The sequence below is a fragment of the Paenarthrobacter sp. E2MeOHC11 genome (assembly GCF_058744955.1).
The window spans coordinates 3,203,722-3,228,607 of sequence record NZ_CP196673.1; the positions used below are offsets into that span (position 1 = coordinate 3,203,722).

Sequence of the window (24,886 nt, forward strand, 5' to 3'; positions counted from 1 at the left end):
CGTCAGCGAAACGTCGTCACCAGGTTGCTTCAGGGGCTTCGAATCGGTGAATAATGGCAGAATGCGTCTTGGCGTTCTCGACATCGGTTCCAACACCGTCCATCTGCTCCTTGTGGATGCTCACCCGGGCGCGCGTCCGGTGGCCTTCGCATCCCATAAACGTCCGTTGTCGTTGGTGCAATACCTCGATGGTGACGGCAACATCAACGACGCCGGCCAGCACGAGCTCATTGAGTTCGTCCTGGAAGCCTGGGAGTTCGCCGCCAGCCACAAGGCCGAGGATCTCCTTGCTTTCTGTACGTCGGCGATCCGCGAAGCAACCAACGGCCCGGAAGTCCTGGCCCGCGTCAAGCACGAAACCACGGTGACCCTCCAGGAACTCACTGGCAGCGAAGAAGCATCCATGACTTTCTTCGCCGTCCGCCGTTGGTACGGATGGGGCGCAGGTCCCATCCTCGACCTGGACATCGGGGGTGGCTCGTTTGAGATGGCGTACGGAACGGATGAGCTCCCTGAGTTCGCCACCTCCGTGCCCCTTGGTGCCAGCCGTCTGACGCGGGACTGGCTCCATGACGATCCCCCAAGTGCCAAGAGCGTCAAGGAATTGCGGCGTTACATCCGCTCGACGCTGAAGCCGGTGGTGCGGAACTTCCACGAGTTGGGCCGCGCCAACCTGGTGGCCGGCACCTCCAAGACCTTCCGCTCCCTGGCCCGGATTGCAGGCGCTGCCCCAAGCGGTGCAGGCCCGTACGTCAAGCGTGAACTCCACGCGGCGGACCTGGGACTCTGGGCCCAGCGAATTTCCGCCATGACGGTGGAGGACCGTTTGTACCTTCCGGGCGTTTCGGATGCCCGTGCCCGCCAGTTGTTGGCAGGTGCCCTGGTTGCCGAAGCAGCCCTTGAGCTTTTTGAATTCCCCAAGATGGAAATTTGTCCCTGGGCACTGCGGGAGGGCCTTATCCTGCGCCGGCTTGACCAGTTGGTTTTCGAAGAGGCCCTCGATCCCGCTCCGCATGTGGGCAAACGAAAGAAGGACAAGTCCAAGAAGAAAGCGGGCAAGGCGGCGGACACTGACGAAAACCAGCCCCATGTCCATGACTTTCCTGTCCCTGTAAACACCCCGGCCCCTGCACCAATCCCAGCCCCCGTGGCAGGCGGACTGGCCTCCTGAGATGAGCAACGACGTCGAACCTGAAGTGAATGACCGCCAGATCCCTGTAGCGCTGTCCAGCGCGTCCGTCTACCCCCTGAGCGTCCATGACGCCTTTGCCGTGGCGCAGGACCTGGGCTACGAGGGCGTGGAGGTGATGGTCACCAATAACGCGGTGAGCCAGAACCCTGATGCCCTGATCCAGTTGAGCCACCGCTACCACCAAGAAATCGTGTCCATCCACGCGCCCACCCTGCTGCTGACCCAGCAAGTTTGGGGTACGGCGTGGAACAAGATCGAGAAGTCTTGCCAGATGGCCGCAGACGTCGGTTGCGACACTGTGGTGGTCCATCCGCCGTTCCGCTGGCAGTCCAACTACGCCGAGAACTTCGTGGAAGGCGTCCGGGAGATAGCGGCGATGTACCAGGTCCATATCGCCGTGGAAAACATGTACCCATGGCGTGTCCGCGGCAGGGAAGCTGTGGCTTACCTGCCGCACTGGGATCCGCTGGGCCAGGATTACGACGACGTCACGTGGGACTTCTCGCACGCGGCCACTGCGGGGGCCAACAGTTTGGAAGCCATCAAGGCCTTGGGGAGCAAGCTCCGGCACGTCCACCTCACCGACGGCTCGGGTTCCGGTAAGGACGAGCACCTGGTGCCCGGTACCGGAACGCAGCAATGTGCGGATGCCCTCCAGCATTTGGCATCCAGTGGTTTTGACGGTGTTGTGGTGGCCGAGATTTCCACCCGCAAGGCGAAAGTGGCGGGGGAACGTGAGGAAATGCTTGCGGAAACCCTGCGTTTCGCGAAGCAGCACCTCAGCGTCCCGCTGCTTCGAAGCGTGGACAACTAACGGCGTCGAGCGCTGTTCCTGTGCTTGTTCGCCTGGCGTGCCCTACAGCGGCTCGTCAGGCGGGCGACTGCGGGATTTAGCGGGGCTGCGGCTTAAAAGCGAAAGCACCGGCGGCCGAATCGGGAAATGGGGGAAAACCCGCCCGGCCACCGGTGCTGCTGGCGGACATCCCCATGCCCGCCTCATCACTCGCACCCTCAATGAGGTAACTACTAAGTTACGGACCAAGAATGAGTGCTGCCTGCAATAACCTTGGGAACAAGCTGGGAATCCGGAACCCGTTAGACCCCGTCCAAGGCCAACTGCAATGATGGAGCAATGAGCAACCGAATCGCATTCCTTGGCTGTGGATCCATGAACGAGGCAATCCTGGGCGGTCTGATTGCCGCCGGGACGGACCCGTCCGACATTGTCGCCACTGTCCGCCGGGCAGAACGCGCTGACGAACTGGCGCAGCGCCATCACGTCATGGCCATCGCGGGCGAGGAGGAGCCGGACAACAACAAGCTGGCCACCAAGGGCTCCAGCATGGTCATCCTGGGCGTCAAGCCGGTGGGCATCCTGGACCTGGCACGGGAGATCAGTCCGGCACTGGCGAAGGACACCCTTGTGGTCAGCGTTGCTGCAGCGGTCTCCATCACCCAGCTGGAAGCAGCGCTGCCGGACGGTCAGCCGGTGATCCGCACCATGCCCAATACGCCGGCAAGGCTGGGCCGCGGCGTCATTTCCGTCTCCCCGGGCACGCACTGCACGCCTGAGCAGCTCGATAAAGCAAAGAAGGCGCTGGCGGGTGCCGGCACGGTGGTCGAGATTCCTGAAGAGCAGGTGGACGCGCTGTCCGCCATCAGCGGCTCCGGCCCGGCCTACGCGTTCTATCTGGCCGAGGCCATGGCTGCGGCCGGCGTCGAACTCGGCTTGGACCAGGAGTTGTCCGTCATGTTGGCCCGGGAAACCGTGGCGGGCGCAGGCTTCATGTTGGCCGAACCGGGAGCGGATCCCACCGCCCTTCGCATCGCCGTCACCAGCCCCAAGGGCACCACGGAACGCGCAATTGCCGCCTTTGACGACGGCGGGATCCCCAGGATCATCGCGGACGGCGCCCGCGCGGCTGCCGCCAGGGCTGCAGAGATCACCAAGCAGCTCGGCTAACCTCGGAGTTTTTGTACAGCTAACGCCCCTAAGAGCGCGTCTAAAGGGCGTTAGCTGTACAAAAACTCCATCCGGTTACGGCCGCGCTGCGAAGCGCTCCAGCAGGTCCACGTGTCCGGACACGATCAACATGTCGTGGCCGGACACTTTGGTTTCCGGCCGGGCATAGGTGAAGTCCTCGCCCGGGGTTTTCACACCCACAATGGTCACGCCGTACTTGGAACGGACCTTGGATTCTTCCAGCGTGAAGCCTACGGTTTCCTTGGGCGGGTACATCTTGACGATTGCGTAGTCGTCGTCGAACTCGATGAAGTCCAGCATTCGCCCGGACACCAGGTGGGCGGCACGGACGCCGGCGTCAGCCTCGGGGTAGATCACGTGGTTGGCGCCGATCCGGGTGAGGATCTTGCCGTGCGAGGGCGTGATGGCTTTGACCCACAAGTGCTGGATGCCGAGGTCCACCAGGTTCACGGTGATGAGCACCGAGGATTCGATGGACGTGCCCACACCAACCACGGCCGAGCTGAACTCCTGGGCACCGAGCTGGCGCAGGGCATCGATATTGGTGGCGTCGGCCTCTACTACGTGCGTCAGAACGGGCGCCCATTTCTGGACGAGGGTGCGGTCGCGTTCGATGGCGAGGACTTCGCGGCCCTGCTTGACCAGCTGCTCGGCGGTCGCAGACCCGAATCGGCCAAGCCCAATGACCAGTACTGGTGCGTTGTGTGCGGGGCGGTTGGCAGCCCCCGTGGTACTAGCCAATGATTGGCCTCTCTTCCGGGTAGTGGTACAGCTGGCTGCGTTGGCGCAGGGCCAGTCCGGCAGCAAGGGTGACGGTGCCGACGCGGCCGGCGAACATCAAAACAGTGAGGACATACACGCCCGACGGCGGCAGCTCGGCACTGAGGTTGGTGCTCAGTCCCACGGTGGCAAAGGCGGAAATTGATTCGAAGAGCACCCGGTCCAGTGAGGCACCGCTGATCGAGAGCAGCAGGAACGCGGCCACGGACACCAGGGTGGCTCCGGCGACGATCACCGAGATAGCTACGCGCATGGTGCCCTGGGGAATGGTGCGGCCGTAGACCTTCACATCGGCGTCACCGCGGGCTTCGGCCATGATGGCCAGGAACATGACGGCGATGGTGGTCACCTTGATGCCGCCGGCGGTTGAAGCGGAGCCACCGCCTGCGAACATGAGGGCATCGGTCAGGAGCATCGTGGTGGATTCCATGTGGTTCTGGTCCACGAGGTTGAAGCCGCCGGATCGGGTCATGACTGAGGCAAAGAGCGAGTGGGTGATTTTGTCGCCCAAGTCCATGTGGGCGATGGTCCGCACGTTGTCCCACTCCATCAAGGCCCACAGGATGGTTCCAGCTGCGAGCAGGATGAAGGAGACCTGGATGGTGAGCTTGGTGTGGAGGTTCCACTTTTTCCAGTTGAGCCCGTTCTGCTGGAGCACCATCACAACGGGGAAGCCGAGGCTGCCGAGGAAAACCCCCAGCATCAGCGGGATGAGGATCCAGAGGTCGGTTTCGTAGGGAACGATTCCATCCGAATGCGGGGTGAAGCCTGCGTTGTTGAACGCGGAAATCGAGTAGAAGACACCGTGCCACACGGATTGCCAGAAGTCCTCGCCGAGCAGTATGAAGCGCGGAATCAGGGCCAGGGCAAGGGCGGCCTCGATGACCACGGACGTCACGATGACGATCCGGAGCAGAGTACCCACTTCGCCGAGCCGGCCGGCGTTGTTCATTGCTTCCTGGGCGATGAGCTTGCCGCGCACGCCCAGCCGCTTGCTCACCATGAGGGCCAGCAACGAGGCCAGGGTCAACGTGCCAAGACCACCTACGAAAATGCCAATCAGAATGACCAGCTGGCCAAAAAACGTCCAGTGCGTGGCAGTCGAAACTACGGTCAGGCCGGTAACGCAGACGCTGGAAACGGCCGTGAACATTGCTTGGTGCAATGGTGTGACGGTCCCATCCGAGGATGCGGCAGGGAGGGACAGCAAACCGGTGAACACCAGGATCACCACCGCAAAGACGGTCAACGCCAAACGGGCAGGTGAGGTGTTGGCAATGTTGTCGATGAAGTCGCGCACGCGGGTGAAGATCCAGAGACCTTCCCGCTCCTGCTGGTTGGGTTGCCAGTTGGCCGGGCTGGTGGACCGCGACTGGCTTTGAGACATGGCGCTCTTCCTCGGTTGAAACAAGCTTTCCTGAGTAGTAAACCACTATTCCTGCGGCGTAACCGGGCGGTAGCGCCCTCCTGCCTCGGGTAGCCTGTTCTGGATGAACTCCAGGGCCGGAACCACAGCGTCCAGCATTACGCGCTCCGCACTGCCAACGACGGTGGTGTGGGATCCAGCCATGACAGCCTACAACTTTGGTCCGGGTCACCCCATGGCCCCGCAGCGGCTGGAACTGACGGCGCGGCTGGCCGAGTCCCTGGGGCTGTTCGGACACCAGCATGTGGCGGTGGAGGCACCCAAGGTGGCAACCGACGTCGAACTCCTCACGGTGCACAGCGCCGGCTATGTGGAGGCCGTCCGCCGCGTCAGCGAGGACCCCTCCACTCCCGAGGAAGCCCGCGGGTTGGGCACCGAGGATGATCCCGCGTTTGCCGGCATGCATGAGGCCAGTGCCCGCCTTGCCGGTGGTTCGTTGCTGGCCGCTGAGAGCATCCTGTCCGGCCGGGCAGTACGTGCCGTGAACTTCGGCGGCGGGATGCACCACGCCGCTCGTGAGCGGGCCAGCGGCTTTTGCGTATACAACGACGTCGCACTGGCGATTCAAAGACTGCTCGACGGCGGTGTGCAGCGGATCGTCAGTATCGACGTCGATGCCCACCACGGCGACGGGACGCAGAGTATCTTCTGGAACGATCCCCGGGTCATGACCATCAGCCTGCACGAAACGGGCCTCACGCTTTTTCCGGGCACCGGCTTTGCCAATGAAACAGGAGGCCCTGATGCGCCCGGGACCGCGGTCAACGTTGCGCTGCCTACCTTCACCGGTGACGCGGCCTGGCTACGGGCCTTCCACGCGGTGGTCCCGCAGCTCGTGGGCGCCTTCCAGCCCGAGGTGATCGTCAGCCAACACGGTTGCGACTCCCATCGGGACGACCCCCTGACGCACCTCAACCTGAGCGTCGACGGACAACGTGAGGCGGCGTCCGCCGTCGCCAGCCTTGCTGCGCGCTACTGCGACAACCGTTGGATCGCAACAGGCGGAGGGGGCTACGACGTCACCGGTGTTGTGCCACGCGCCTGGAGCCACCTGATCGGAATGGTGACGCAACGCCCGGTACCCCTCAGCACGCCCGTGCCGGAAGCCTGGCGGACATACGTCAAGGAAACGTACGGCGTCTTGGCCCCGGAGTCGATGGGCGACGACGTGGATGTCTGGTGGCGCTCGTGGGAGGTTGGCTACGACCCCGCGGACGAGGTGGACAGGACCGTCATCGCCACACGCAAGGAGATCTTCCCGCTGTATGGCCTGGATCCCTGGTTCGACTGACCCTGGTTCGACTGACCCTGGACCCGGGGAAGCTAGGGCCCGGTCCTTTCCGTTTGGAAAACCACTCCGGCGGCCCCCACGAGCCAACCAAGCAGGGACAGCGCGAAGGCTCCGATGAGATCCGTGGAGGCCTGGCCTTTGAACAGCCAGAGCACCAGCACCAGCATGCCCATGGTCATGTAGACCATGATCGCGAAAATCACGCGGCCGGAGAGCCTCGTGGCCACGTCAGCCGGGCTGACCAAGGGGCTGGGCGACCCGGCGTCGGCGTTGTCTCGTTTTACTTCTGAAATAGTGAAGCCGAGCGCTGACGCTGTGAGCGAACTCAGCGACGTTGCCATGACTCCCGCTGCCGTGACCAAGGCGCCGTTCAGTTCGGGTGCCTCCGCAGTTCCCGAGGGGACCCACGTACCGACACGCACCAGGACGGTGGTCCATACGAGGACGAAAAGGGCGAGGAATACGGCGGCAATGATGTCAAAGATACGCCGCCGGAAAAATTCAGTCATTGCCATGCACCCCGTGCTTTTGGCGGCCGGGGCCTGGGAGCCCGGACGGACCGTGCCTCCGTTGTAACATCGGCCCCCGCGGGGGTCAACGGCCCATACCTGTCGCGGCAGGAAACAGGGATGCCAATTGGCGTATATGTCGCTAGGGTGGGAGGCATGGTGACTGACGACGTATTTGCCGTCATAGCTGAGGCAACCAGGCGCGACATCCTGGTCTCCCTCCGCTCTGGGGATAAAGCAGTAGGCGAACTGGTGGAAGAACTGGCTGCGAGCCAGCCCACGATCTCCAAGCATCTGAAGGTGCTCCGCGAGGCGGATCTCGTCAGCATGCGCGCGCAAGGCCAGAAGCGCTTCTATGCGCTGAATCCGAAGCCACTCGCCGGCGTCGCGAGTTGGCTTGAAACGTTCGACGTCGGAACCCCGGCTCCCGCCGCCGTCGTGCCTTCTGCTGTTGTACCGTCTGCAGCTGTTCCGTCAGCTGCTGAGTCTTCCGCGGCAGCACCTGAGGCGCCTGCCGCCGCGGCAGCGCCTGAAGCTGCCCCCACCCGCACCGACGCCATCGGCCAGGCCGTAAAGGTCCATGCGAGTGGAACACCGGTGACCCTGGACCCGGCTTCCGATGACACCGTTCCCCAACAGATTGGCCGCACAGTGGGGCGGGCGGCCACTAAGGCTGCTGATCTCCTGGCCAACCTCCCGAACCTGCCCAACCTTCCCAAGTTCGGGCGTAAGCGGTAGCGGGCACCAACCTAACGTGATCCTCCTCACATTGTGAGTTTTTGTTAACCTTGCATTTCCTTGAGTTTTCAACGATTTTCTACAGTTGTGTTAACTCCGGCATGAGGGTCACATTGGCTCTGGATGGAGATCCTATGTCCCTCGGTGCAACCATGGGCGGGACTAATCGTCTCGCCGCGGGTCGGCGCTCTGAGGATAGGAACACGCATGGATTCAAGGCTCGAAGCTGTCCGCGACACGGTGTTGGCGCGGAACCCGGGGGAGAAGGAATTCCACCAGGCCGTCACTGAGGTCTTCGAAAGCCTCGGTCCCGTGCACGATCGTCATCCCGAGTTCCTTGAGGGTGCGGTCCTGGAACGCCTCTGCGAACCCGAGCGCCAGATCATCTTCCGCGTGCCATGGACCGACGACGCCGGCCGCGTCCACGTTAACCGAGGCTTCCGCGTGGAGTTCAACTCTGCCCTCGGCCCCTACAAGGGCGGGCTCCGCTTCCACCCCTCGGTGTATCTGGGCATCGTGAAGTTCCTCGGCTTCGAGCAGATCTTCAAAAATGCCCTCACAGGCATGCCCATCGGCGGTGGCAAGGGTGGCTCGGACTTCGACCCCCGTGGCCGTTCCGACGCGGAAATCATGCGCTTCTGCCAGTCCTTCATGACTGAGCTCTACCGCCACATCGGCGAATACACTGACGTCCCCGCCGGCGACATTGGCGTGGGCGGCCGCGAAATCGGCTACCTCTTTGGCCAGTACAAGCGCATCACCAACCGCTACGAATCCGGAGTCCTCACCGGCAAGGGCATCTCGTGGGGCGGGTCCTTGGTCCGCCCCGAGGCAACCGGCTACGGCACCGTGATCTTCGCCCAGGAGATGCTCAAGACCCGGGGCCAGTCCTTCGACGGCCAGCGAGTTGTTGTCTCAGGTTCCGGCAACGTGGCCATCCATGCGATTGCCAAGGCGCAAGCCCTTGGTGCCACCGTGGTGGCCTGTTCCGATTCGGCCGGTTACATCGTGGACGAGGCGGGAATCGACGTCGAACTTCTGAGCCAGATCAAGGAAGTTGAGCGCGGGCGCCTCACCGAGTATGCTGAGCGCCGCGCCGGTGCCAGCCATGTTGCCGGCGGGTCCGTGTGGGACGTGAACGGCACAGTGGCCCTGCCGTGCGCCACCCAGAACGAGCTCGACGGCGATGCTGCCGCCAAGCTGGTCAGCAACGGACTGATCGCTGTGGCCGAGGGTGCCAACATGCCGTCCACGCGGTCCGCTGTATCCGTGTTCCAGGAAGCCGGGATCCTGTTCGGGCCGGGTAAAGCTGCCAACGCCGGTGGTGTGGCTACCTCTGCGCTGGAAATGCAGCAGAACGCCAGCCGCGATTCATGGTCCTTTGAGCACACGGAACAGCGCCTCACCGAGATCATGGTGGGCATTCACGATCGCTGCGCAGCCACCGCGGACGAATATGGTGCGCCCGGAAACTATGTGGTGGGCGCCAACATCGGCGGCTTCGTCAAGGTTGCCGACGCGATGCTGGCGCAGGGCCTGATCTAGCCCGCCTTTACCCAACTGAGTCGCAGCAAACGCCCTTCTGAGCGCTCAAAAGGGCGTTTGCTGCGACTTACTTGGGTGCGGTTAGCGCTGGAGCAACCGCACGTGGTCCGGGTTGAGGTCCGCCACCTTGCTGACCCCGAGGAGCGCCATGGTCCGGGTCATGTCCTTCTCAAGGATCTGGATGGTCCGGTCCACGCCTTCACGTCCGCCGGCCATGAGGCCATAGAGGTAAGCGCGGCCGATCAGGGCAAAGTCGGCGCCCAAGGCCAGGGCTGCCACGATGTCCGCGCCGCTCATGATGCCCGTGTCCAGCATGACCGCGGCCTTGCTGTTGTCCGCCTTCAGTGCCGTCGTGACCTCCGGAAGCAGGTGGAACGGGATGGGTGCGCGGTCCAGCTGGCGGCCGCCGTGGTTGGAGAGGATGATGCCGTCCGCACCGTGGTCAACAACGCGCCGGGCGTCTTCCACGGTCTGGATGCCCTTGACCACCAGCTTGCCCTTCCAGGTTTCACGCAGCCAGTCCAGGTCTTCGTAGGTCAGCGTGGGGTCGAACATCGAGTTGATGAGGTCAGCCACGGTGCCCGTGTAGCGCGAGAGGGAAGCGAACGTCAGGGGTTCGTGGGTGAGGAAGTTGAACCACCAGGCCGGGCGATAGGAGGCATCGAGCACGGTCTTCAGGGTCAGTGCCGGCGGGATGGTCATGCCATTGCGTACATCGCGCAGGCGGGCGCCGGCTACGGCTGTGTCCACGGTGACCATAAGGGTGTCGTTGCCGGCCTTGGCAGCCCGCTCGATCAGCTCCAGCGAGCGGTCGCGGTCCGTCCACAGGTAGAGCTGGAACCAGTTGCGCCCGTTCGGGGCAGCAGTGGCCACGTCCTCGATGGATGCAGTGCCCATGGTGGACAGGGTGTACGGAATGCCTGCAGCCTCAGCTGCCTGGGAGCCGGCGTACTCGCCCTCGGACTGCATCATCCGGGTGAATCCTGTGGGTGCAATGCCGAACGGCAGTCGTGATTCCTTGCCCAGGATGTCCGTGCGGAGATCGATCGTGGAGACATCGCGCAGAATGCCGGGACGGAACTCGATGTCCTGGAAGGCCTGGCGTGCGCGGCGCAGCGTGATCTCTTCTTCGGCGGCACCGTCCGTGTAGTCGAAGGGAGCCTGCGGGGTACGGCGCTTGGCGATCTCGCGCAGTTCCCAGATGGTGCTGGCGCGCTTGAGCCGTGCGGTCTTGCTGAATTCCGGCTTCTTGAACTGCATCAGTGGCGCCAGGTCGGAGACTTTGGGGACGCGGCGCTTCAGCGCGGGCGGCTGCACGACGGCGGGGCGCGGCTGGGCGGGGCGTGTAACGTTTTCGTCGCTGCCGGCATTGGCAGGGGCGGCGGTGATCTTGGGATCGAGGGTCTCGGTCATACGGTTCTCCCTTGAATTCTGTGGTCCTACCACTGTGGTCTAACCACACTGTAATCCATGTGGTTGGACCACATCAACTAGTATTCCGATATGCGTACCCATGAGTTGGTCCTGCAATGGATCGAGAAGCAGTTGTCCGACGGAGACCTTGCCCTTGGCGGCCGGCTGCCGGGTGAACGCGCCATGGCCGAACAATTGCAGGTGTCACGGACTTCCGTGCGCGAGGCGGTCCGGATTCTGGAAGCGATGGGCGTGGTCCGCGCCGGCGTGGGTTCGGGCAAGGACGCCGGGACAGTGGTCATCGCCGAGCCGGGCTCCGCGCTGGGTTCAACCCTTCGGCTGCACGTGGCCACCCGGCACCTTCCGGTGGCGGACATCGTGGAGACCCGCGTCCTGCTTGAATCCTGGGCGGCGGAGCGGGCTAAGGTGGGCGTGCCGGAGCTGGAGGAAGCTGCTGCGCTCCTGGATCAGATGGATGCGGCGCCTGACATCGACACTTTCCTGGCCCTTGATGCCCGCTTCCATGTGGCACTGGCGCAGGCTGCCGGCAACTCGGTGGTCAGTGCCATGATGGCCTCGCTGAGGGGTGCGATCGAGAACTACGCCGGTGAGCTCACCGGAAACCTGCCCGATTGGGACACTGCGTCAACCCGGCTGCGCGCCGAACATCGCGCCATCCTCACTGCTGTGAACAATAACGACGGCGGCAAGGCAGCTGAGCTGGTGGCCGCCCACATCCAAGGCTTCTATAAAGAGGCCGGAGTGGGCGCAAACCCCTCCCCGAAGTGACACTTAATGCCAATCTTCTCGCGGCAAAGTCATAGGGTCGTTGCAACGCCCTGATTGATGGAGCGTTTCATGGTCAAGTTGTTTCCTTCGGGTGCGCGTGCCGAGTTTGTTGATTTGGTGTGTGCGGGGGTCTCGGTTCTTGAGGCTTCCCGGCGTGTCGAGGCGGTGCACGCGACCGGGGGAAACTGGTGGGCTCAGTCTGGCCTGATGATGACGTTGAACCGTGGCGCTGTCGGGGGTCTTGCCGATCCTGCGCCTTCGGCAGAGGGACCTGGCCGGGCCTTGGGTCTGGGCGAGCGGGGGATGATCCAGATGGGTGTTCTGCTGGGGCTCAGTTACGCCAAGATCGGTGAATTGATTGGCCGGGATAAGTCCGTGGTCTGGCGGGAGGTGAAACGGCACAGAAGCGCGGACGGGAAGTATTACGCCTCGGTCGCCCACGCCAAAGCGCACCAGGACAGGCGCCGGCCCAAACCGTTCAAACTCGTCCAGGACGAGGACCTCTGCCGGCTGATCGGTGTGTGGATGGATGACGGGTGGAGCCCGAAATTGATCTCCTCAATGTTGGCGCACTACTTCGTCGACGATCAGACTATGCAGGTGAGCCACGAGACGATCTATCAAGCGCTGTATGTCCAAACCCGCGGGAACCTGCGGGCTGACCTGGCCGAAAAGCTCAGCCTGAAACGCAAGCAACGCGTTCCGCACACCAGTGACCGCCGTAAGAACAGCCCTTACGGTGAGGCATTCAAAATCAGCCAACGCCCGCCCGAGGTCCAAGACCGGGCAGTGCCTGGCCACTGGGAAGGGGACCTCATCATCGGGACCGACGGGACCGCGATCGGCACGTTGGTGGAACGCTCGACCCGGTTCACGATCCTGCTGCACCTGCCCGGGGACCACACCGCGGAGACCGTTGCCGCTGCGATGATCCGGGAGATGGCTTCCCTCCCGGATCACCTGCGACTCTCGATCACTTGGGACCGCGGAACCGAACTGGCCGACTACGCGAAGATCCAAACCGCACTCGAAACGACCCTGTATTTCTGCGACCCGCACTCACCCTGGCAACGCGGCACCAACGAGAACACCAACAGGCTCCTGAGGTTCTGGTTCGAGAAAGGCACCGACCTTTCAGCGCACACCCCCGAGGACCTCCGCCTGGTCGCAGCGAAACTCAACCGCCGACCCAGACCAACCCTGAACCTCGAAACACCAGCCAACCGACTAAACCAGCTGCTACAAGCGGCCTAACCCCCAGCGTTGCTCCCACCAGTTGACTTTGCCCGCCGAACATTGGCATTAAGTGTCAACTGGCTGGAGTGAGTGCGGGGGCTGCCGTGCTCTTGCGGATCTCCACCCTGGGGGCGAATTCGTCCTGCGCCTGGGTGGTGGCTTCGCCGGCCTGCTGGATCTGCTCCCGCATCCTCCGCCAAGCCAGGCTTCCGAGCTCGTTGATGGGCACGGCCGCGGTGGTCAGCGGGGGAGTTGTGTATTTGGCGAACGGGATGTCGTCGAAGCCCGTCACTGAGATGTCTTCCGGTACGCGTATTCCGCGCTCATGCAGGCCGCTGAGCAACCCCATGGCAACGAGGTCGTTGAAGGCCAGGATTCCGGTGGCGCCGCTGGCAATGATGGCCTCGGTGGACTCATGGCCGGAGTCGAAGTTGGAGCCGCCATGGAGCATCTGCAGTTCGATCTCCAGGTGTTCGGCGCGGAACTGGTCCAGCCCGACCAGGCGTTGGCGGTTGGATGCACTGTGCTCGGGTCCGGAGAGGAATGCCAGCCGGCGGTGGCCCAACGTCACCAAGTGCTGCGCCAACTCCTGGATGCCCTGCCCGTAGTCGACGCTCAGGCTGGGCGTGTTGGTGGCAATGGTGGTGCGATTGATGAGCACCAGCGGGTGCAGGGTGGGCGCAAGTTCTTCCAACTCGGCATCAGCCATGCGGGGGGCGCAGAGCACCACGCCGTCACAGCGGCGCCTGGCCTCGCCTGCAAGGATGGCTTCTTCGCTGGTGACCTCGGAGGAGTCGGCGATCAGGACGCGGTACCCGTCCTGGGCTGCCGCGATGCTGAGTCCGCGGAGGATGGCCTGGAAGGTGGGGTTGGCAAGATCCGGTACGACGATGCCGATGGTGTCTGTCTTGCCCAGGGCGAGGCTGCGCCCCACGGGGTTGGGCTGGTACTTCAATTCCGCAGCGGCTGCCCGGACGCGCGCAGCGATGCCAGGGTCCACGGCGGCATTACCGTTCATGACGCGCGACACGGTGGCGTGCGAGACGCCCGCCTTCTCCGCGACATCGGCAATGCCAACGCGCCTGTTGGTGTTCCTGCGTGCCATGTGGCCCCTTCCCATTGGTCGCCTCCCGCATGCTCCGTCGTTGGAGCAATGGTTGACGTGACCACCAGAGTCTTGATACAAAGCTTATAACGCTCTGAGAAAACGCTTTCTCATGATTCTTCCCACTTGAAGCCGGGCCGTCAAGCGGTTCACTCCTGCCTTTCGAAAGGGGCATCCACATGGTCAACGTCGACTCAGCCGAGACCCAGACCGCATCTGCCGCAACGACAACCCAGGCCGGTGGCCGCAAGCGGACCCGCATTGCCCTCATCGGCACGGGCGGCCGCTCGGAGATGTACATCCGGGCCATCTATGGGCAGCACGCGGACGTCGCAGAACTCATTGCGCTTTCCGACGTCAACCAGGGCCGGGTGGACTTCTACCAGGAGCTCATCAAGGAACTCGGCGGAACAGAGCCGGTAGCTTCCTTCGAGCCCGGCGAGCTCACAAGCTTCATCCAGTCCAACGGCATCGAGCGCGTCATCGTCACGACGCCCGACTACACCCACGCGGACTACATCGTTGAGGCACTCGAGGCGGGTGCCGACGTCGTGGTTGAAAAGCCGCTGACGATTGACGTTGACGGCTGCCGCCGAATCACCGACGCCGTGGCGAAGACCGGCCGCAACGTAGTGGTGACGTTCAACTACCGCTACTCGCCACGCAACAGCGCGCTCAAGGAAGTCATCCAGAACGGCGTGATCGGAAAAGTCACGTCCATCGATTTCAGCTGGGTGCTGGACACTGTGCACGGCGCCGACTACTTCCGCCGCTGGCACCGCGAAAAGAAGAACTCCGGTGGCCTGCTCATCCACAAGGCTTCCCACCACTTCGACCTGGTGAACTGGTGGATCAACGATGTTCCGGAGCGCGTGTTTGCCTCCGGTGGCCTGCGCTTCTACGGCGACAAGAACGCCGCCGAGCGCGGCCTGGGTGCCCGCCCCGAGCGCGGCACCGTTGACGGCCTGGAGCACGATCCCTTCCGCCTGGACATGCGCGACGACGAGCGCTTGAAGGCCCTGTACTACGACAACGAAAAGTTTGACGGCTACATCCGTGACCAAGACGTGTTCACCGAGGGCATCACCATCGAGGACAACCTGGCCCTCGTGGTGGATTACCAGGGCGGGCCGACGCTGAGCTACTCGCTGAACGCCCACAGCCCGTGGGAAGGCTACCGTGTCACCGTCAACGGCACCGAAGGCCGTGCGGAACTCGAAGTGGTGGAGCGCGCCGCCGTCGAGTCCAGCACGGACAAGAAGACCGTGGTGGACCCGAGCGCTACTCCCATCGAGGAGGAAGACGCGGTACGCCGCAACGGTGAACGCCTGGTGGTCCAGCGCCACTGGGAAGCTGCCTACGAAGTCCCGATCATCAACGGCGAAGGCGGCCACGGGGGCGGCGACAACCTGCTGCTCTCGGACCTCTTCAACGGTCCCGGCGCTGACCCGCTGGGCCGCCCGTCCGGCTACATCGACGGACTCCGGTCCGTATCGGTGGGCATCGCCGGCAACCAATCCCTTGAGACCGACCTTCCCGTCCGCATCAGCGAACTTGGCCTCGGCGTTGATCTCAGCCGCAGCCAGGCCTGACCGGTTCACTACCCAAGCAAGGAAACGACCATGAGCAGGATATTCGTCACCGGCGGTTCCGGCCGGCTCGGACGCAGTGTGGTGGCCGGTCTCGCCGATGCGGGCCACAAGGTCATCTCGGTGGACCGGGACGCCATCCCCGCGGAGCAGCTGCCCGCCGGAGCCGAGCAGTACACCGCGGATCTTTTGGCACCGGGGGAAGCGGAGCGGCTCATCCGCGAAACAGCGCCCGACGCCGTGATCCACCTCGCTGCTATTGCCGTACCTTTCAGCGCACCGGAGGACGTCATTTTCAGCACGAACACCCGGCTCGCCTACGCGGTGGTCAGTGCGGCTACCGACGCGGGTGTCCCGAAGATCGTGACGGCGTCCAGCCCCACCGCCCTGGGCTATGGCTCACCGGCCGGCTGGCTGCCGCCGTCGTTCCCGCTGGACGAGCGGACGCCGCCCAAGCCGTGGAACGCGTATGCGTTGTCCAAGCTGATCGCCGAGCAGACCGTGCAAATGTTCGCGGCCGCGCAGGGGGACAAGATCCGGTACGCGGCTTTCCGCCCCTGCTACGTGATCTCCCCGGAAGAATGGGAAGGCGCGTTGACGCAGCAGGGACACACGGTCCGCGAGCGGTTGCAGGACCCGGCGCTTTCAGCACCGGCACTGTTCAACTACGTGGATGCCCGGGACGTGGCCGACTTCCTGGACGTGCTCCTGGACAAGATGGACTCAATTCCCAACGGCCAGGTCTTCTTCGTTGGCGCCAGGGATGCCCTGGCTACAGCGCCCCTGGCGGAATTGTTCCCGCGCTTCCTTCCCGGCAGCGGCCCACTCACTGAACAGCTGACCGGAACCAGGCCGGCATTCTCCATCGACAAAGCCCGCGAACTCCTCGGCTGGGCGCCCAAGCGCACCTGGCGCACCGAGCTTAGGCCGGCTTTCGAGGGCGAAGACAGAGCAGCAACCGAACAAGCAGAACTCAACGACGAGAATCACGCCGGCCTGGTCCCGGCGGGAGCAACCAAGGAGACCCCATGAACTTCGACGGCGTATTGTTCTTCCCCGTCACGCCCTTTGCCGAGGACGGCTCGGTAGATGTAGCCCTGCTGAAGGAGCACATCACCTCCCGTCTTCCGTTCGGCCCCGGCGGCGTCTTCCCCGCCTGCGGCACCGGCGAATTCCACGCACTCTCGCTCGATGAGATCCGCACTGTGGTGACTGCCGCCGTCGAGGCCGTTGCAGGAGCTGTTCCCGTGGTCTCCGGTGCCGGTGGACCCCTGGGTCACGCCATCGCCGCAGCCAAGGTGGCTGAGGAAGCAGGCGCAGACGCCCTCCTGGTGCTCCCGCCGTACCTCGTTACCGGCCCCACCGACGGCGTGGTGGCCTACGTCGAAGCCATCGCCGCCGCGAGTAGCCTGCCGGTGATCGTGTACCACCGCGGTACGGCCAAGTTCACCGCGGAGGCGATCACGCGCCTCACTGCCAACCCGAAGGTTGTTGGCTTCAAGGACGGAATCGGCGACGTCGGACTGGCCCAGGAAATCGTCTCCGCGATCAACGCCAGCGGCCGCACCGACTTCGCCCTGTTCAACGGCCTGCTGACCGCTGAGCTGACGCAGGGTGCCTACCGTGGCCTCGGCATCCCCTTGTACTCCTCCGCGGCGTTCGCCATGGCCCCGGAAATCGCCAAGGCCTATTACGACGCCTACGTCTCCGGTGACGAAGAGCGCCGCCACGCCCTGCTGGAAGGTTTCTACGCGCCGCTGGTCCGGCTCCGCGACCAGACTCCGGGCTTTGGCGTTTCCCTCATCAAGGCAGGCCTGCGCCTCGCCGGGCTGCCCGTTGGCCCGGTCCGTCCGCCGCTGGTTGACCCCAGCGAAGAGCAACTGCTGGAGCTCAAGTCCATCCTGGCCAAGGGCCACGAGCTGGCCGGCAGCTGATGCCGGCCCGCATTACGGGCCTCGCCACCCGGCTGATCACGGTCCCGCTGCTGCGCAGCTGGGGTGCTGAGGCGCCCGAGAACCATGTGATCGTCACCGAACTGACCACGGACGACGGCGGTACGGGCCACGGTTTCTCGTGGACACCTACCATTGGTCCCCAGGCGGTGAAGGCTCTCCTGGATCACGACATCGCACCGTTCATCGTGGGTTTGGAAGCCAACCCGGAGATCGTGTGGGACCAACTGTGGAAGCGGCTGCACGAAGCAGGCGGGGGAGGCCTCACCACCATCGCGATGGCAGGTGTGGACCTTGCCCTGTGGGACCTGAAGGCACAGCAGGCGGGCACATCCGTCACCGGGCTTTTGGGCCAGCGCCAGGAATCCGTGGAGGTCTATGGTTCCGGCGTGAACCTGCACTACACCTTGGATCAGCTGGTGGAGCAAGCCCAGCGGTGGGTTGCCGCGGGGCACAACGCCGTAAAGATCAAAGTGGGCAAGCCCGAACTCCGCGAAGACGCCGAACGCGTCGCCGCCGTGCGGGCTGTGATCGGCCCTGACCGGCTGCTCATGATCGACGCCAACCAGCGTTGGGACCTCGCCCACACCTTACGTGCCTTGGATGTTTTGGGGGAGCACGGACTGGAGTGGCTGGAAGAACCGATCCGCGCCGACGACCTCTGGGCCTACCGCCGCTTGCGCAAGCACTCGCCCGTGCCCATTGCCCTGGGCGAGAACGTCCACACGATCTACCGTTTCCGCGATTTCATCGAAGCTGAAGCCGTGGACATCATCCAGCCCAACATCGTCCGGGTGGGCGGTATTACGCCCTTCCGCAGGATCGTTGAGCTTGCCCGTGCCAACAGCATCCGGGTGGCGCCGCACCTGCTCCCGGAGCTGTCCGGGCAGCTGGCGCTCACCTTGGCCGAGGCCGTGAGCGTGGAGGACGTGGAGGACGCCTCATTCGGTCAGCTTGGCATCCTGTCCGGGCCTTCCCCGGTTCGCATCCGCAACAGCCGGCTCACGTCTTCAGGCCTGCACGGGCTCGGCTTCGACTTCGGCGGGAAGCCGCACACAACTGAGGTGGCTGCCCCTGACAGCTCCGCCCCCGAGAGTAAAGGAAACCGCATTGAGTACAGCAACTCTTGACCTGACCGCCATCACGGCGGCAGCTACCGAGGCCGCAAAGGTGACCGCAGCAGCCTCTGACGCCGAGCGTGCAGCCTGGCTGACCGCCGTCGCCGACGCCTTGGACGCCAACGTCACCGAACTGGTGGCCATCGCCGATTCCGAGACGAGCCTGGGTTCTGTCCGGCTCACGGGCGAGGTAGCCAGGACCAGTGGCCAGCTGCGGCTGTTCGCGAACGTGATGACCGAGGGCTCGTACCTGGAAGCCGTCATTGACCACGCCGACCCTACGGCCACTCCGCCCAAGCCCGACTTGCGCCGCATCCTGCGTCCGATTGGCCCGGTGGCCGTGTTCTCGGCGTCGAACTTCCCGTTCGCGTTCTCCGTGGCCGGCGGCGATACGGCTTCCGCGTTGGCTGTTGGCTGTCCGGTGATCGTCAAGGCGCACTCGGGACATCTCCGCCTCTCCGAGCGGACCGCCGAGATTGTCAGCGACGCCCTGGCCAAGGCCGGAGCTCCCGCCGGGGTTTTTGCCTTGGTCAGCGGGCGCGAGGCCGGCACAGCGTTGGTCCAGGACCCCGCCATCAAGGCCGTCGGCTTCACGGGTTCCATCCCCGGCGGCCGCGCGTTGTTCGACCTCGCGTCGTCCCGCCCGGAGCCCATCCCCTTCTACGGCGAGCTGGGCAGCCTGAACCCTGTAGTCATCACGGCGGACGCGCTGGCCGAGCGAGGCCAACAGCTGGCTGCTGGCCTCGCAGGCTCCTTCACGATGGGTGCGGGCCAGTTCTGCACCAAGCCCGGCTTGGTCTTCATCCCGGCCGGCACGGACTTTGCGTCACGCCTTGCTGAGGCAAGCAAGGACAAGCCGACAGCCGCCATGCTCACCGAGCGCATCGCCGAGGCGTACCCGGACGGGCTCCGGAACGTCGCAGGCCAGCCGGGTGTCGCCGTCGTCAGTGGCACCGTCCAGCAGGACAGCCTGGCCGACGGCGCCGCACCCGTGGTGTTCTCCACCAGTGCGGCCAACGTGCTGGAGCGCCCCGATGAGCTGTTGGAGGAGTGCTTCGGCCCCACCACGCTGCTCATCGAGTACGCCAACCAGGAGGAACTGTCCGCGGCACTGGCGAAGGTTCCGGGCAGCCTCACAGGCACCGTTCACGCGGAACCGGGTGAAGACGTCTCCGCACTCGTGGAGCAGCTCAGCGGTTTGGCTGGCAGGGTCCTGTTCGACGGCTGGCCCACGGGTGTTGCCGTGAACTGGGCCCAGCAGCACGGCGGCCCGTACCCGGCCACTACCTCGCTGTTCACCTCAGTTGGCGCCACTGCGGTCCGCCGCTTCCAGCGTCCAGTGGCCTACCAGGACGCCCCCGAGTCTGTCCTGCACCCGGCGCTGCACGACGCCAACCCGCTGGGAATCCCGCGGCGCGTGGACGGCGTGCTGACACTCAGCTAACCCACCCAACTGCGACCTACTTGGGTAAGCGCACACGATAAAGGGGCGGGGTCACCGTGATGGTGACCCCGCCCCTTTTCGTGGTTGGGTGCGGGAGTGTTGGGTGCAGGAGTCAGGGGCGGAGCGTCAGCGGACGACGGCGGCCGTCCACATCGGTGGTCGGCCAGCGATCGTCCGTGGTCAGGACCCGCAGGCCGGAATCCGTGAGCAGCACCGTGTCCTCGATCTTCACGGCAGGACCGGACGGGTTCCACGTGAAGGGCTGGTTGAGGACGATGGTGTCCGTCACGTCTGCGGTGACCCGGGGATCGCGGCCTGCATATCCTGCTGGGCCGCCCTGGTGGTGCAGCGTCCACTGATCGTCGCCGAATCCATGCCGGGCATAGGCCTGCTGGATCTGGGTGAAGACCTCGTTGAGCCTGGCGCCGGGGACCGTGGCCCGGAAGATGTCGGCCTCTACAGCTGCGATGCGGGCCTCGGCGTCCAGCTCCCGGGGAGTCCCGGCGTCGAACGCCACCCAACGGGTCACGTTGGCCACCAAACCGTTCCTGCGTGCACAAACAACTGCCATGGCGCGCCTGCCGATGGGGGAGTGCGTGGCCAGCGGGTGCCGAAAGTCGCTGCGGGACGTGCCGTTGCAGAGCAGGACCAGCGGCTCGGCACCTGCTGCAACGATCCTGGCGGCCAGCTCTGAAACCAGCTGGAACTCAGTGGTTTCCGGTGTCGCAGTTGTGAGGACATCGGTCATGGCTGCCGCGGCGTCGGCGGACAGTGAGGCGTACCGGGCTGCCTCGGCGGGCAGGAGTTGCTGGCGGGCCGCCCGGAGTTCCGAGGTGACTGCAGCCTCCACCAGTGGGTCTCCGTCGATCGCCAGGCCCGCGGCCGCAGCATGCAGCTGGCCGTGCCATGGGACCGTGTCCAGGCTGACGCCTTCCGGCAATTCCTCGGCGGCGATCCTCCCGGCCTCGTTGTTGAACGTGACCAGATGGTCGCCGGAGCGGTCCACCAGGAGGGCCGCGATAGGGTCGCCGGCCAGGCTGATGTGGACGCGGCTGCCGTCCAGGTACCAGGTGAGCGCCGTGTTGGAAGTGAGCAGGAGCGAGTCGCGTCCTGCGGCGTCCAGGATGTCCAGCACGCGGCGGCGTTTCACGGCGCGGTCGGCTGCGTTGCCGGGAGCCGTGAGTGCAGCCAGGGCTGGAGTGGATTGAGTGGGCGTGGTCATGCCGATTCCCCCAAGGTAGTGATGAGCAGTTCAATGTCTTGTGTTGCCAGGAAGCCATCCGTGACGAGCACGGTGACCGACCTGTGGACAGGGCGTTCGGGCTCGGCGGATACCGGGGCATCCCAGGCCAGCGATAGCCCGACGCCGGGGTAACCGGAGTGCCGTACGAACCAAGGGTCCGGGGCCTGAGGCGAAGCAAGGAATACGAGCGTTGCCGGGTGGCCGAGCCCGGGGTAGCCCGTGACGTGCGCCGCGTCGGACGTTCCGGCGTCGAACGTTCCCGACCACGCCAGCCATGGCGCCACGGTGCCGTGCACAGCGTCCTCGCCACGCGCGTCCGGAGTCCAGATGGTGGCGTCGCCAACGTTGGGCAGCCGCCAGAAGAAGCCGCCGTAACCGCCCTGCGGCCGCCCGTTGGAACCAGGGCTGCCCAGCAGTACGGTACGACCGGTGGCGGATTCCAGCGTGAAGTCCAGGGTCAGTTTCCACGCTGAATTCCCGACGGCGGCCCAGCGCCACTCGCGCTGCTCGCGCAGCACCGGTGTGCCGTCGGGCCCCAGCCAGCTCAGGTGTTCGCGCCGATGCCCATCACTGTGCTCCGCGGATTCGGTGACGATGCGGCCGTGGTCCTTGCGCCAGACGTACGCCCCTGCGTCGCGGGTGTAAGTCCGGCCGCCCCAGAAGTTGATGCCATCCACATCCTGGAGTGCCACACCTGTACCCAAGTGCCACACGTGGTCTTCGGGGACGTGATCGGTGACCACCGTTCCGCCAAGGGTCCGCACGGGGTGGAGATAGGGGCGCGGGGAGGAGGTCCCACGGATGTGGGTGCCGTCCTGGAGGGTCGCGACCGGGGTGCCGTTGATGGTGAGGGAGGTCCCGGCGGAGTCAGTCCACGGTGCTCCGAGCTCCGCGAAAGTGGCTTGGCCCAAGGCTGCCCGGCGGATCAAGGATTCGATGCCGTGCACCACGGGGTGGGCGTCGTCGTCCCGGCCCTCCCAGCTGATGAAGTCCGGATGGATCGGCAAGGGTGAGTCTGCCGTGCGGATGGCCTCCAGCACGGAGATGTAGGCGCCGGCGCCACTGAGCGGGCTGAGTAGATCCTTCTCACTGCGGGCGGCCAGCAGGTTCTCCAGCAGATCCTTCCGCCCAAAACTCTGCGTCCGGACACCCTCGGGCGTGGTGATCTCCACCCGGTCCTCCGTGTATGAGAGGGCGAGCTGTCCCAACGTCCCGTAGATGGTGACCGCCGGTGCGGACTGCACGGGTGCGCAGAGCGTCAGGGCGCAGGTCAGGACTGTGCCGTCCGTGGTCCGTACCCTCACCACTGAGGTGTCGTCACTCTCGGTGTCGTTGGCCCGGTAGAGATCGGTGTCCACTGATTCGACATCCGCTACTGTCCTGGCACCAGCCAGCCGCAGCCCGGTAGCAACGGCGTGCGCCAGGGCGTTGGTGGCCACCCCGTCCACCACGTCGGTTCCGTTCAGGCTGCGCTTCCCGGCCCACCGGGAGCGCTTGAAATACCCCTTGGTGCGCAGCCACAGGCCAGTGGCGCTGATGCCCCGGACCTCACCAAGGCCGCCGGATGCCACGAGTGCTTCGATCGCGGGCAGGGCCTCGGAACCCAGGCTCTGGAACCCCACTTGAACCAGTCGTCCGGCGCTCGCGGCCGCTGCCATGACTTCCTCGTATTGCTCCATGGACGCTACTGGTGGCTTTTCCAGATACACATTGGCGCCGGCTTTGAGGGCAGCGAGGGCCAACGGCGCGTGGGTCTGGATGGGCGTGGAGACGATCACCACGTCCGGCGCGGTTCCAGCAGCGAGGAGCTCATCAAGGGACGTGAAGACGTCAACCCCGTGGCTGAGTTTCCCCTCCGCCGGGGGTAGGGGATCGGCCACGGCAACCAGTTCGACGCGGCCGGCAGCGCTCAGGCGGTCAAGGTTGTCCAAGTGCCGTTCGCCGAATCCGTGCACGCCCACCAGTGCGATGCGGGGGAGCCGGGCTTGGGCATCCGCAGTTGAGGTGGTCAAAGGCTGGGTCATGAGTCCGTCCTAGCGGGATCAGGTGCGGTGGAACTGGCGGGGTGTGTGGGCTGCAGGGCTGCGGTGAGGAAGGCCGCGGCCTCGTCCTGCATGGCCGGGGTAAAAACGTGGGGTTCCTGCCAGAAGCTGCCCGTGTAGCGGGTGGGCATGCGTGACGACAAACGGGCATGGGCGTCGCGCATTCCCTGTTCGGGGAAGAGGTGGTCGGCCAGTCCGTATTGGACCAGGACGTGGGCGTTGGAACGCACAGCCAGGTCCGGCCAGTCTCCAAGCCTGGCCAGGCCAGGGGAATGCAGCAGCCAGGAATGTGCGTCGAGGTAGGAAGGCAGGAGCGACTCAAAAGTGGTCATCATGCAGGTCACCACGTAGCAACGGATCCGGGGAGTGAGGGCGGCCAGCACCAAAGCCCGGCCACCTCCGCCGGAGAAGCCCAGGCAACCGAGCCGATCCCGGTCCACTCCCGGCAGCGATGCCAGGATACCCAGTGCCGCGAGGTCGTCATGCGCCACGGTTCCGGCAACACTGCTTCCGAGCAGCGTGGCAGCTTTCGCCACTGTTTCCTCGTGGGCGGCCGCCGCTGAGTCGTACTGTTCCGCCGCGGAGGGTTCGACGCCGGACTCCCGCCAGAGTGCCTGCTGGCCGTCGACCGCTTTGGCAGTCCGCCAAGGCAGGGGATCCAGCTTAAAGCGACGGCTGCCCCACATGAAAGCGTCGTGCGCCAGAACGGCAAAGCCCTGTTGTGCCAACCACGTGGCGGGTGCCCGCCCGCCGTAAAGCTTTCGACTCAATCCGCGAGGCAGGCGGCCGAAGCCGCCCGCGGTGGAGGTACCGCCGTCGTGGTCTTCGGCGCCTGCAGGAAGGGACACGAGCCGCTCGGCGCCGTAAGCCTTGATGCCGCCATGGCAGTGCAGGGCGAGCAGGCCGGGCAGTGGTCCGGTGGCGCCGGCCGGCCGCACGAACCATGCGGAGGTTCTTGGCCCGAAGCCCAACTGCCAGGAAAGGGACGATGTGATGACGCCGTCGTGCTCCGATTCCGAGTGCACCGTGTACCCAAGGTCCGGTGTTACGGCAGGAACCCCAAGTGTGTCGGCCAGTTGCCCCGCTTCAGGCGAGCCGGCCACGTGCTGATGGCGCGCCGCATACCCGGGCCAATCTTCGTAGCCGGCCAGCGCGCTGGGGCGGTTGGGCGATTCTGCCATGTCAGCGGTGGTCATGGCAGGCGGAGTCGGTGGGAAACAATTGTGTCCAGCCTTATCGGTGCGGGGTGGTGTGCGGAAGTGCACGCCGGGCTTCTTCAGCGTGGGGAAATCGATGTGGGCGGCTTCGCAAGAAAACGCTTTCTCAAAAATTAGCAAAAGGCTGTACATGGGTCAAGAAAACGTTTACTTTGGTACGGAGCCGCTGAAAGCCGGGACCCGAATCCTGGCTTCCCATGGGGGAGCGCCGGAAGTATGGCGGCGCCCCCGCAAGGCAAGTACCACCCAGACTCGAACTCCGTGGATGGCCAC

At 64.8% G+C, this 24,886-nt stretch carries 22 protein-coding genes; 13 read left to right on the forward strand and 9 right to left on the reverse strand.

The genetic code is table 11. The features are described from left to right. The first annotated feature begins 61 nt into the window (after window positions 1-61). The 3 genes from ACSSVG_RS15005 to proC all read left to right on the forward strand — a co-directional run bounded on the left by ACSSVG_RS15005 (window position 62) and on the right by proC (window position 3,155). Entirely contained in the window at window positions 62-1,171 is a 1,110-nt protein-coding gene (locus ACSSVG_RS15005) for a Ppx/GppA phosphatase family protein (RefSeq protein ID WP_492415405.1), read from the forward strand. A gap of 1 nt (window position 1,172) precedes the next feature. Continuing rightward, window positions 1,173-2,006 (forward strand): sugar phosphate isomerase/epimerase family protein, encoded by an 834-nt coding sequence (locus ACSSVG_RS15010; protein WP_231341541.1) that lies wholly within the window; start codon window positions 1,173-1,175, stop codon window positions 2,004-2,006. A 318-nt stretch (window positions 2,007-2,324) separates the two neighbouring features. Next, window positions 2,325-3,155, forward strand: coding sequence for a pyrroline-5-carboxylate reductase (gene proC, locus ACSSVG_RS15015; RefSeq protein ID WP_231341542.1), 831 nt, complete (start codon window positions 2,325-2,327; stop codon window positions 3,153-3,155). A 75-nt stretch (window positions 3,156-3,230) separates the two neighbouring features. On the opposite strand, the gene ACSSVG_RS15020 is transcribed toward proC, so the two are convergent. From ACSSVG_RS15020 to ACSSVG_RS15030, 3 genes are read right to left on the reverse strand one after another with little or no spacing between them, the layout of a single operon-like run. After that, on the reverse strand, window positions 3,231-3,917 hold the full coding sequence (locus tag ACSSVG_RS15020) for a potassium channel family protein (protein ID WP_026541351.1): 687 nt from the start codon (window positions 3,915-3,917) through the stop codon (window positions 3,231-3,233). Then, window positions 3,910-5,343: a TrkH family potassium uptake protein gene (locus ACSSVG_RS15025; protein ID WP_231341543.1), complete on the reverse strand. Its 1,434-nt coding sequence runs from the start codon at window positions 5,341-5,343 to the stop codon at window positions 3,910-3,912. Before ACSSVG_RS15025 ends, ACSSVG_RS15020 begins: the two co-directional genes overlap by 8 nt. Before the next feature lie 45 nt (window positions 5,344-5,388). Then, a complete protein-coding gene (locus ACSSVG_RS15030; RefSeq protein WP_231341544.1) occupies window positions 5,389-5,526 on the reverse strand; it encodes a hypothetical protein in 138 nt (45 codons plus the stop codon). Between ACSSVG_RS15030 and ACSSVG_RS15035 the strand changes: the two genes are divergently transcribed. Then, window positions 5,525-6,673, forward strand: a complete 1,149-nt coding sequence (locus tag ACSSVG_RS15035; protein WP_492415409.1) for an acetoin utilization protein AcuC — start codon at window positions 5,525-5,527, stop codon at window positions 6,671-6,673. The two genes, ACSSVG_RS15030 and ACSSVG_RS15035, sit on opposite strands and share 2 nt — an antisense overlap. Before the next feature lie 32 nt (window positions 6,674-6,705). Here ACSSVG_RS15035 and ACSSVG_RS15040 read toward each other — a convergent pair whose 3' ends face one another. Beyond that, the gene (locus ACSSVG_RS15040) at window positions 6,706-7,182 is read right to left on the reverse strand and encodes a hypothetical protein (protein ID WP_231341546.1); all 477 of its coding nucleotides are present in this window, start codon (window positions 7,180-7,182) and stop codon (window positions 6,706-6,708) included. A gap of 156 nt (window positions 7,183-7,338) precedes the next feature. Between ACSSVG_RS15040 and ACSSVG_RS15045 the strand changes: the two genes are divergently transcribed. Together ACSSVG_RS15045 and gdhA are read left to right on the forward strand one after the other, a co-directional pair. Further along, entirely contained in the window at window positions 7,339-7,920 is a 582-nt protein-coding gene (locus ACSSVG_RS15045) for an ArsR/SmtB family transcription factor (protein WP_231341547.1), read from the forward strand. Window positions 7,921-8,127: 207 nt separating this feature from the next. After that, window positions 8,128-9,465 (forward strand): NADP-specific glutamate dehydrogenase, encoded by a 1,338-nt coding sequence (gdhA, locus tag ACSSVG_RS15050; RefSeq protein ID WP_253469032.1) that lies wholly within the window; start codon window positions 8,128-8,130, stop codon window positions 9,463-9,465. Between the two features lie 81 nt (window positions 9,466-9,546). Here gdhA and ACSSVG_RS15055 read toward each other — a convergent pair whose 3' ends face one another. Next, the gene (locus ACSSVG_RS15055; protein WP_269215702.1) at window positions 9,547-10,878 is read right to left on the reverse strand and encodes an alpha-hydroxy acid oxidase; all 1,332 of its coding nucleotides are present in this window, start codon (window positions 10,876-10,878) and stop codon (window positions 9,547-9,549) included. A gap of 90 nt (window positions 10,879-10,968) precedes the next feature. On the opposite strand from ACSSVG_RS15055, the gene ACSSVG_RS15060 reads away from it, so the two are divergent. Beyond that, a complete protein-coding gene (locus ACSSVG_RS15060; protein ID WP_492415412.1) occupies window positions 10,969-11,667 on the forward strand; it encodes a FadR/GntR family transcriptional regulator in 699 nt (232 codons plus the stop codon). A gap of 69 nt (window positions 11,668-11,736) precedes the next feature. Beyond that, window positions 11,737-12,921 (forward strand): IS30 family transposase, encoded by a 1,185-nt coding sequence (locus ACSSVG_RS15065; protein WP_492415414.1) that lies wholly within the window; start codon window positions 11,737-11,739, stop codon window positions 12,919-12,921. A 55-nt stretch (window positions 12,922-12,976) separates the two neighbouring features. On the opposite strand, the gene ACSSVG_RS15070 is transcribed toward ACSSVG_RS15065, so the two are convergent. Beyond that, complete coding sequence (locus ACSSVG_RS15070; RefSeq protein WP_492415416.1) at window positions 12,977-14,008, reverse strand: LacI family DNA-binding transcriptional regulator; 1,032 nt, start codon at window positions 14,006-14,008, stop codon at window positions 12,977-12,979. A 179-nt stretch (window positions 14,009-14,187) separates the two neighbouring features. Between ACSSVG_RS15070 and ACSSVG_RS15075 the strand changes: the two genes are divergently transcribed. The 5 genes from ACSSVG_RS15075 to ACSSVG_RS15095 are packed head-to-tail and all read left to right on the forward strand — an operon-like array spanning window position 14,188 to window position 20,111. After that, the gene (locus ACSSVG_RS15075) at window positions 14,188-15,600 is read left to right on the forward strand and encodes a Gfo/Idh/MocA family protein (RefSeq protein WP_492415418.1); all 1,413 of its coding nucleotides are present in this window, start codon (window positions 14,188-14,190) and stop codon (window positions 15,598-15,600) included. Window positions 15,601-15,630: 30 nt separating this feature from the next. After that, window positions 15,631-16,629 carry an NAD-dependent epimerase/dehydratase family protein gene (locus tag ACSSVG_RS15080; protein ID WP_492415420.1) on the forward strand — a complete coding sequence of 333 codons (999 nt, stop codon included), beginning with the start codon at window positions 15,631-15,633 and terminating at the stop codon, window positions 16,627-16,629. Further along, entirely contained in the window at window positions 16,626-17,531 is a 906-nt protein-coding gene (locus tag ACSSVG_RS15085; protein WP_231340743.1) for a 5-dehydro-4-deoxyglucarate dehydratase, read from the forward strand. Before ACSSVG_RS15080 ends, ACSSVG_RS15085 begins: the two co-directional genes overlap by 4 nt. Next, entirely contained in the window at window positions 17,531-18,679 is a 1,149-nt protein-coding gene (locus ACSSVG_RS15090) for a mandelate racemase/muconate lactonizing enzyme family protein (protein ID WP_492415422.1), read from the forward strand. Before ACSSVG_RS15085 ends, ACSSVG_RS15090 begins: the two co-directional genes overlap by 1 nt. Further along, window positions 18,660-20,111, forward strand: a complete 1,452-nt coding sequence (locus tag ACSSVG_RS15095) for an aldehyde dehydrogenase (NADP(+)) (protein ID WP_253469020.1) — start codon at window positions 18,660-18,662, stop codon at window positions 20,109-20,111. Before ACSSVG_RS15090 ends, ACSSVG_RS15095 begins: the two co-directional genes overlap by 20 nt. A gap of 112 nt (window positions 20,112-20,223) precedes the next feature. Here ACSSVG_RS15095 and ACSSVG_RS15100 read toward each other — a convergent pair whose 3' ends face one another. Genes ACSSVG_RS15100 through ACSSVG_RS15110 form a run of 3 tightly spaced genes read right to left on the reverse strand, consistent with a single transcriptional unit; the run spans window position 20,224 to window position 24,592 of the window. Continuing rightward, window positions 20,224-21,333, reverse strand: a complete 1,110-nt coding sequence (locus ACSSVG_RS15100) for a M24 family metallopeptidase (protein ID WP_492415424.1) — start codon at window positions 21,331-21,333, stop codon at window positions 20,224-20,226. Further along, window positions 21,330-23,378: a DUF6807 family protein gene (locus ACSSVG_RS15105; protein WP_492415426.1), complete on the reverse strand. Its 2,049-nt coding sequence runs from the start codon at window positions 23,376-23,378 to the stop codon at window positions 21,330-21,332. The genes ACSSVG_RS15100 and ACSSVG_RS15105 overlap by 4 nt, the downstream gene beginning before the upstream one ends. After that, complete coding sequence (locus ACSSVG_RS15110; protein WP_492415428.1) at window positions 23,375-24,592, reverse strand: acetylxylan esterase; 1,218 nt, start codon at window positions 24,590-24,592, stop codon at window positions 23,375-23,377. Before ACSSVG_RS15110 ends, ACSSVG_RS15105 begins: the two co-directional genes overlap by 4 nt. Between the last annotated feature and the right edge of the window lie 294 nt (window positions 24,593-24,886).